The following is a 7880-nucleotide window of genomic DNA, read 5'->3' as shown; positions in this document are numbered from 1 at the left end:
ACCACTGTTGGTTATTAACGGACATGTTAACCTCGATTTCAGGATGCAGAGGAGCGGCTCCGCTGCACAACAGCGGAGCATTATTGTTATTAAATTAAAGAGGTATGTTATTCGCGGATTAGCCGACCGGCCTGTTGTAGCGCTTTGTAGGCCTCATACCTGCGTTGATGTAGCGAGCTAAACGCCGTTTCGCTACGATAGGTTTTATCCACTCTGGTGAACCGCTTCATGGCGTCCGGTAGCGAGGCGGCGACGTTGCCCGCGACGGCGCCGAGGATGGCGGAACCCAGCAATACGGGTTCGCTACTGGCTGTGCTGACCACTGTCACGCCGCAGGCGTCGGCCAACAGCTGGCGTACCAGCGGGTGCTGACCCGCGCCGCCGCTGATAACGATATTTTCGTTCTCAATACCACAGGCGCGTTGGGCATCGAGGATCTGCCGCAGGCCGTAGCCAATTCCGCATAATCCGGCGACGTACAGCGCGGTCAGATTATCAAGATCCCGCTCCATCCCCAGCCCGGCAATCAGCGCTTTCGCGTGGGGGTCGGCAAGCGGCGCGCGATTGCCGAGAAACTCCGGCACGACATGCAGTCCATCAGCCAGCTGCACCGCCTCCGACGGCGAGGCAACCTGCGCCAGCACGCGATCCGCCAGCCAGACCGGCAGCGGAACGGCGGCGGCTTTGGCCTGTTCACGCGCTTCTGCCGCTGCCGGATGGAAGCTCAGTAACTGGTCGATAGCCGCGCCGGCGGCGCTTTGTCCGCCTTCGTTCAGCCAGTAACCCGGTACCATCGCCGAATAGTAAGGCCCCCAGACGCCAGGAACGAACACCGCTTTCTCGGTGGTAGTCATGGTGCAGGAGGAGGTGCCGAAGACGTAGGCCATATTATTCACCGCGCCGTTGAGTACGCCGACGGTGCCGATGCCGCCTGCATGGGCGTCGATCATCCCGACCGCCACCGGCGTACCGACAGGCAGGCCCATCTCTTCAGCCGCCGCCGCGGTTAACCCATCACCACAGGGCGTACCCGGATCGACAATGCGCTGGCCGATACGAGCGAAGTCTTCCTCCGCCAGCTCTGCGAGGCCAATCTGGCGAAAGTAGTCGGCATCCCAGCGTTTTTCATGGGCCAGATAGGTCCATTTACAGGTGACGGTACAGACGGAGCGGGCCAGATCGCCGGTCGCGCGCCAGGTGAGATAGTCGGCCAGGTCGAAGAAATGGCGCGCGGCGGCAAAAATCTGCGGACGGTTTTCTTTCAGCCACAGCAGCTTCGGCGTCTCCATCTCCGGGGAGATAGTCCCGCCGACGTACTGCAGCACCGGATGGCGGGTGGCATTGATGCGCTCCGCCTGTTCGGTGGCGCGGTGATCCATCCAGACGATGATATTGCGATCCGCCTCTTCGCTGGGGCCGACGGCCAGCGGCGCGTCATTCTCACCGATTACCACCAGCGAGCAGGTGGCGTCGAAGCCGATACCGGCAACCGAGTGCGGAGAGACGGCGGATTTTTCGACCGCGCGTTTAATGCAGTCGCAAACCGCCTGCCAAATTTCGTGGCTGGATTGTTCCACCACGCTGCCGGCGCTGCGGAAGAGGGTGATCTCCCGGGTGGCGTGGGCCAGTAGTTCGCCGCTGAGGTTAAATACCCCGGCGCGCACGCTGCCGGAGCCGACATCGACGCCGATAATGGTTTGAGTCTCGCCATTCATAAAATCGTCCTTTTAGTCACCGATACCGGGGGTTATAAATCAACGCTGTTAGGCAAAATAACCAGGTCGCGTACGGTGACGTTTTTCGAACGGGTGACCATAAACAGTACCGATTCGGCAACTTCGATAGGCTGCATCAGGCTACCGTTGGCCAGCGCTTCTTCCATTTTCTCTTTCGGCCAGTCATCGAGCAGGGCGGTGACCACCGGGCCAGGCAGTACCGCGCCGACGCGGACGCCATGTTGGGAAACCTGGCGGCGGGTGGTATGAACAAACGCCTGTACGGCGAATTTTGAGGCGGTATAGATAGGTTCCCAGATAACCGGCACCACGCCGGCGATGGAGCTGGTGAAAATAATATCGCCGGATTTTTGCGCGATCATATGCGGCAGCACGCTACGCACGCAGCGGAAGGCGGCGTTAGTATTGAGGTGCAGCACGCGATCCCAGACGTCCGGGTCGCCCTCAGCGACCGGGCCGCCGATGTAAGCGCCGGCGTTGGCGTGGAAGATATCGAGACGTCCGGCAAGTTGCAGGATGCCGTCAATGATCTTATCCACCTGATCGCCCTGCATCAGATCGACCTGTAAAGCAAAAGCGTTTTCGCCAAGCTCTGCCACAATCTTGTTGAGCTTTTCGCCTTCACGGTCGATCAGAACCACCTTCGCGCCCGCGCCAAGCAGGGTTTTCGCGCATTCAAGACCAATGCCGGAAGCGGCGCCGGTGACCGCGGCGACTTTGCCGCTAAGAGAAGTATTCATAGAGGATACAGAGTGGTTCATTTTATAATCCTTCATGTTGTCTGTTTTGCTCATCAAGCGGGACTCGACGAGCTTGAGGAGCGGTTACCTGCTACAACAATCTGGCCTGTCAGAGCAGGAGTAACTAAGTTAAGCTATTGAATATCAGCACCATTTATTTCAATTTGCTGATGTCTGAACGATTATTGAGTGTATACGCTAGCGAGCGTCATGGTTGCTCAATCGATGAAGCTAATGTTGCGCCAGCTTCATCGATTGAGCAAGTGGGGAAATTAACAGCGAAATGAATTTGTGACGCAAGTTGGGAAAATGAAAAAAATCACTATCTACGATCTGGCGGAATTATCCGGCGTTTCGGCAAGCGCGGTGAGCGCGATCCTCAATGGCAACTGGAAAAAACGCCGTATCAGCGCCAAACTTGCGGAAAAAGTGACGCGGATTGCGCAAGAACAGGGCTACGCGATTAATCGCCAGGCCAGCATGTTGCGCAGTAAAAAATCGCATGTCATCGGGATGATTGTCCCCAAATACGACAACCGCTATTTTGGTTCCGTGGCGGAAGGCTTTGAAGAGATGGCGCGTGAGCGCGGCCTGCTGCCGATTATTACCTGTACTCGCCGTCGTCCAGAGCTGGAAATCGAAGCGGTGAAAGCGATGCTCTCCTGGCAGGTGGACTGGGTGGTGGCGACCGGGGCGACAAATCCGGATAAAATTACCGAGCTATGTCAGCAGGCGGGGGTGCCGACGGTCAACCTTGACCTACCGGGTTCCACCGCGCCGTCGGTGATCTCCGACAACTACGCGGGCGCCCGCGCGCTGACCGATAAAATTCTTGATAACAGTCTCAATCGCCACGGCAAACTAGCGCCGCTGTTTTTTGTCGGCGGGCGCAGCAGCGACCACAACACCCTGGAGCGTTTGCGCGGATTTCGCGATGCTCATGAGGCGCGCGGCATGAGCGTGCCGGAAGAGAATATTCTTTCTCCGGGCTATTCAAAAGGCAAAGTGGAAGCCTGCATGCAGGCGCGTTTCAAAAGCGCCGATGAACATCTGCAGGGGTTCTTCGTTAACTCGACCATCTCGCTGGAAGGGGTGGTGAGATGGCTGGCGCAGTTGGGGCTGACCGGCGTCGAGCAGCCGCCGATGGGCTGTTTTGACTGGGACCCATTTGTTTATCTATTGGGTCACGATATTGACATGGTGCAGCAGAACGTCCCGGCGATGCTGGAAGCGGTATTCAATATCATCGACGCAGGTGAAGCCAGCCAGCAGCGGGTAGAGATCCCGCCACTGCTGATTAGCAGCCGCGAGCATCTGGCGTGAAAAGCCGCTGGCGCTAGCGCGTCAGCAGCCAGCGGGCGGTATGTTCATCGGTCACCAGGCCGTTAATCCAGCCGCCTTTTAACGCCGCGAGGATCGCCGGGCGCTTGTTCTCGCCACAGGCGACGGCTATTCGCGGGCACTGGTTTTGGCGGATATCGTAGCTGGTGATCAGCCGATTAATTTCGCTGTCGACGACGCCGCCGTCGGCATCGATAAAGCGGCCGAGGATCTCGCCGATGCCGCCGCGCGCCGTCAGTTCATCCAGTTGGACTTTATTAATAAACCCGTCTTTGAAGATCGGGCTTTGGGTACCCAATGGGCCGATACCGACGAAAATAACGTCCGCCTGCTGCGCTGCGGCAGAAACATTGCTGAACAGTCGGCTGCCGCACCACATCTCATGTTCCTGACGGGTTTGCGCATAGCGCGGCGCGGGCCACTGATAGTAGTTGGCCTGAATTTTCCGCGCCAGCAGCAACGGCACATCATCGTAGTAGTTGCATTTCCCCTCATCGTTCATTGCGCTAATCAGCGCCACGCAGCGGCTGTTTGGGCTATCGAAATCAATGCGCTGGATGGTTTTTTTCAGCGTTAATCCAGAACCAATGCCGATTATTTTGGCGTTATCGCTCTGCAGGTAGCGGGCCATCAGCTGATAACAGCCGAAAGAAACGCTATCCAGCGTGCTCTCTTCGTTGTAGGTCGGCACGATATTGCACTCGATGAGTTGATACTTTTCCTGCAACAACTGCGCATAATCGAGGCAGTTCGCCACAGGATGATGCAAGCCAATCGACACAATACCTTCTTCCTTCGCCGCGGCGATCAGGCGCTGGACCACCGGCCTTGAGGTGCCAAGGTGGCTGGCGATTTCGCTCTGATTCTGACCGGCAATGTAGTACATCCATGCGGCGCGGACCTTCTGATCCAGCCTGATGTCGTCTTCTTTACTCACGGTGTCCTGCCTTAAATACGCGGGCGCAGTAGCGCAGATACCCGCATTTTGGCTGCGGTTTTCCAAACAGGCAAGCTTTTGCTCTGTTTTGGTCATTTGTAATTTAAATGGGTAATTGCTCTTTTGTGATCCGTAGCTCTTATTTGATTCAAATGATCATCTACAGTGAGCCGCATCACCTCAAGGAGAGCAGAACATGAATACGCAATTCACATGGCTTCACATCGGTCTCGGTTCTTTTCATCGCGCCCATCAGGCGTGGTACCTGCATCGACTGCGGGTTTCCGGCGATTCGCGCTGGCATATCGCGGCGGGAAATATTCGTAACGACGCCGAGCATGTGGTGCAGGCGCTGGCGGAGCAGAGAGGACGCTACGTCCTCGAGACGGTGAGCCCGGAAGGGGAGCGCGAATATGAAGAGATCGCCTCAATTCAAAAATTACTGCCGTGGCAGGCGGGACTGCAGCCGCTGATTGATGAAGGCGCGAACCCGCAGACTAAAGTCATTGCTTTCACGGTGACGGAAGGGGGTTATTACCTCAATACGCAGCATCGCCTGGAAACCAGCAACGCCGATCTGCAGGCCGATTTGCAGGGAGATTGCAAAACCATTTATGGCACCATCACCCGGATTCTTGAAAAACGCATCGCCGACGATGCGGGTCCGCTGACGCTGCTCAACTGTGACAACGTGCGCCACAACGGCGAACGTTTCCATGATGGGCTGGTGGAGTTTCTGCAACTGACCGGTAAACAGCAGGTTATTGACTGGCTGGCGGCGAACGCGACCTGCCCAAACACCATGGTCGATCGTATTACGCCGCGCCCGGCCGCCGATCTGGCGCCACGTATCAAAGCGCAAACCGGCATCGATGATAAAGCGCCGGTGATGGGCGAAACCTTTATTCAATGGGTAGTCGAAGATAATTTCCGCGCTGAGCGCCCGGCGCTTGAGACGGTGGGCGTGGAGATGGTGGCGTCGGTTATCCCCTATGAAGAGGCGAAGATTCGCATTCTTAACGCGTCACATAGCTGTATTGCCTGGGCGGGAACCCTGTTGGGCCAGCAATATATTCACGAGAGTACGCTTACCGATGCCATCTACGCCATTGCTGAGCGTTACGTCAGCGAAGATGTGATCCCGTGTCTGGGTGATAACGGCATCGACCTGGCAACCTATCGCGACGTGGTACTCAAGCGTTTTACCAACCCCTATATCCAGGACACCAACCAGCGGGTGGCAGCCGATGGATTCTCAAAAATCCCGGCGATGATTGCCCCAACCCTGCAGGAGTGCTACCAGCGCGGCGTGCGCCCGCAGGCTACCGCTATGTTGCCGGCGCTGTTCTTTGTCTTTATGCAGCAGTGGCATAAAGGGGCTTTACCGTATCAGTACCAGGACGGAATTCTCGATGAGGTCGCGGTGCATGCCATGTTTAATTCGCCTGATCCGATCGCCCGGTACGCTGCTGATAAAGCCTTATTTGGCGAGCTGGCGGAATCGGCGGATTTTCAGGCGCTGCTGCGTGAGCAAATCGCCGCCGTCTACGCGTTGACCCAGCAGGAGGCGCTATGTATTTAGGTATCGATCTCGGCACTTCGGAAGTTAAAGCGCTGGTGCTGGATGAAAATAATACGGTCGTCGCCAGTCATAGCGCGCCGTTGACCATTCAACGGCCGCATCCGCAGTGGTCCGAACAATCGCCGCAGGCGTGGTGGGAAGCGACGGAATATCTGATTGCCACTCTGCGCGAGAAGTGCGCGAGCCATTGGTCGGCAATTAAAGCCATCGGCCTTTCCGGACAGATGCACGGCGCCGTACTGCTGGATGCCAGCGGCGAAGTGATTCGCCCGGCGATTTTATGGAATGATACCCGCTGCGCGCAGGAGTGCGCCGAGCTTGAAGAGATGGCGCCGGAGCTGCATCAGGTGGCCGGTAATCTGGCAATGCCGGGGTTTACCGCGCCGAAACTGCTGTGGGTGCGGCGTCACGAACCGCAGCATTTCGCCCGTACCGCCTGCGTGCTGTTGCCGAAGGATTTTCTGCGCTACAAGATGACCGGCAAAAAAGTCTCCGATATGTCGGATGCCGCCGGGACGCTGTGGCTGGATGTTGCGCGGCGGGACTGGTCCGACGCGCTGCTGCAGAAGTGCGGCCTGACGCGGCAACAAATGCCGGAACTGGTGGAAGGATGCGACGTTTCCGCCACGCTGGCGGCAGACATTGCCGAACGCTGGGGGCTTAATCCTTCGGTGCTGGTGGCGGGGGGCGGCGGCGATAATGCGGTCAGCGCGATTGGCGTTGGCGCGGTGTCGCCGGGAGACGCTTTTATCTCGCTGGGGACCTCCGGCGTACTGTTTGTCGTCACCGAACGCTATCGTCCGGCGCCGCAGTCGGCGGTGCATGCTTTCTGTCATGTGCTGCCGAACCTGTGGCACCAGATGAGCGTGATGCTCAGCGCCGCCAGCTGTCTGCAGTGGTTCTGTCGCCTGACCGGCACCACCGAAGTGGCGCTGCTGGAGGAGGTCGCCCAGTTAAGCGAAGACGAAAAAGCCAATGCGCCATACTTCCTGCCTTATCTTTCCGGCGAGCGTACCCCGCATAACGATCCTCTGGCGCGCGGTATGTTCTGGGGAATGACCCATGCCAGCCTGCGCGCTCAACTGGGATATGCGGTGCTGGAGGGAGTGAGCTTCGGTATTGCTGACGGCCTGCGCGTGTTGCAGGAGAGCGGAACCCGTATCGACCAGTGCTCACTGGTTGGCGGCGGCGCCCGCAGTCCGTTCTGGGCGCAACTGCTGGCGGATATCCTGGCGATGCCGGTGGTGACGCATAAAGGCGGAGAAACCGGCGGCGCGCTGGGAGCGGCGCGTCTGGCCTGCCTGGCGGCGGGCAAACCGCTGGCCAGCGTTTGTCATAAGCCGGAAATCTGGCAAACCTGGCAGGCGGATCCGCAGCGTCATCAGGCGCTGATGCAGCGTTACGCCCATTTCCAGTCTCTGTACCGCAACGACCGACATTTTCGACAGCAATAAGACATATGACGCTCCGGCGAAACTGCCGGAGTGATTCTCCTGCACCCTACAACAACGAGGTCACCATGTCCGTTAATCACCAACAGTGGC

6 protein-coding genes are annotated in these 7880 nt (G+C 57.9%); 3 read left to right on the top strand and 3 right to left on the bottom strand.

What is annotated here, in order from left to right:
- Nucleotides 1–107: 107 nt before the first annotated feature.
- Together ABLV08_RS03445 and ABLV08_RS03440 are read right to left on the bottom strand one after the other, a co-directional pair.
- Nucleotides 108–1715, bottom strand: a complete 1608-nt coding sequence (locus ABLV08_RS03445) for an FGGY-family carbohydrate kinase (RefSeq protein WP_046884018.1) — start codon at nucleotides 1713–1715, stop codon at nucleotides 108–110.
- Between the two features lie 32 nt (nucleotides 1716–1747).
- A complete protein-coding gene (locus tag ABLV08_RS03440) occupies nucleotides 1748–2497 on the bottom strand; it encodes an SDR family oxidoreductase (RefSeq protein ID WP_045398225.1) in 750 nt (249 codons plus the stop codon).
- Between the two features lie 288 nt (nucleotides 2498–2785).
- On the opposite strand from ABLV08_RS03440, the gene ABLV08_RS03435 reads away from it, so the two are divergent.
- The gene (locus ABLV08_RS03435; protein ID WP_020078320.1) at nucleotides 2786–3799 is read left to right on the top strand and encodes a substrate-binding domain-containing protein; all 1014 of its coding nucleotides are present in this window, start codon (nucleotides 2786–2788) and stop codon (nucleotides 3797–3799) included.
- A 13-nt stretch (nucleotides 3800–3812) separates the two neighbouring features.
- Here ABLV08_RS03435 and ABLV08_RS03430 read toward each other — a convergent pair whose 3' ends face one another.
- Nucleotides 3813–4754 (bottom strand): sugar-binding transcriptional regulator, encoded by a 942-nt coding sequence (locus ABLV08_RS03430; RefSeq protein WP_015365774.1) that lies wholly within the window; start codon nucleotides 4752–4754, stop codon nucleotides 3813–3815.
- Between the two features lie 196 nt (nucleotides 4755–4950).
- Here ABLV08_RS03430 and dalD point away from each other — a divergent pair, with 196 nt between their 5' ends.
- A complete protein-coding gene (gene dalD, locus ABLV08_RS03425) occupies nucleotides 4951–6336 on the top strand; it encodes a D-arabinitol 4-dehydrogenase (protein WP_047075991.1) in 1386 nt (461 codons plus the stop codon).
- Nucleotides 6327–7790, top strand: a complete 1464-nt coding sequence (gene xylB / locus ABLV08_RS03420; RefSeq protein WP_348855571.1) for a xylulokinase — start codon at nucleotides 6327–6329, stop codon at nucleotides 7788–7790. Before dalD ends, xylB begins: the two co-directional genes overlap by 10 nt.
- Nucleotides 7791–7880: the final 90 nt, after the last annotated feature.

This window comes from Klebsiella sp. CN_Kp088 (assembly GCF_040064335.1).
GTDB classification, from domain to species: domain Bacteria; phylum Pseudomonadota; class Gammaproteobacteria; order Enterobacterales; family Enterobacteriaceae; genus Klebsiella; species Klebsiella aerogenes.
The sequence above is the reverse complement of the archived record's forward strand: the minus strand, read 5'-3'. Positions and strand labels throughout refer to the sequence as shown.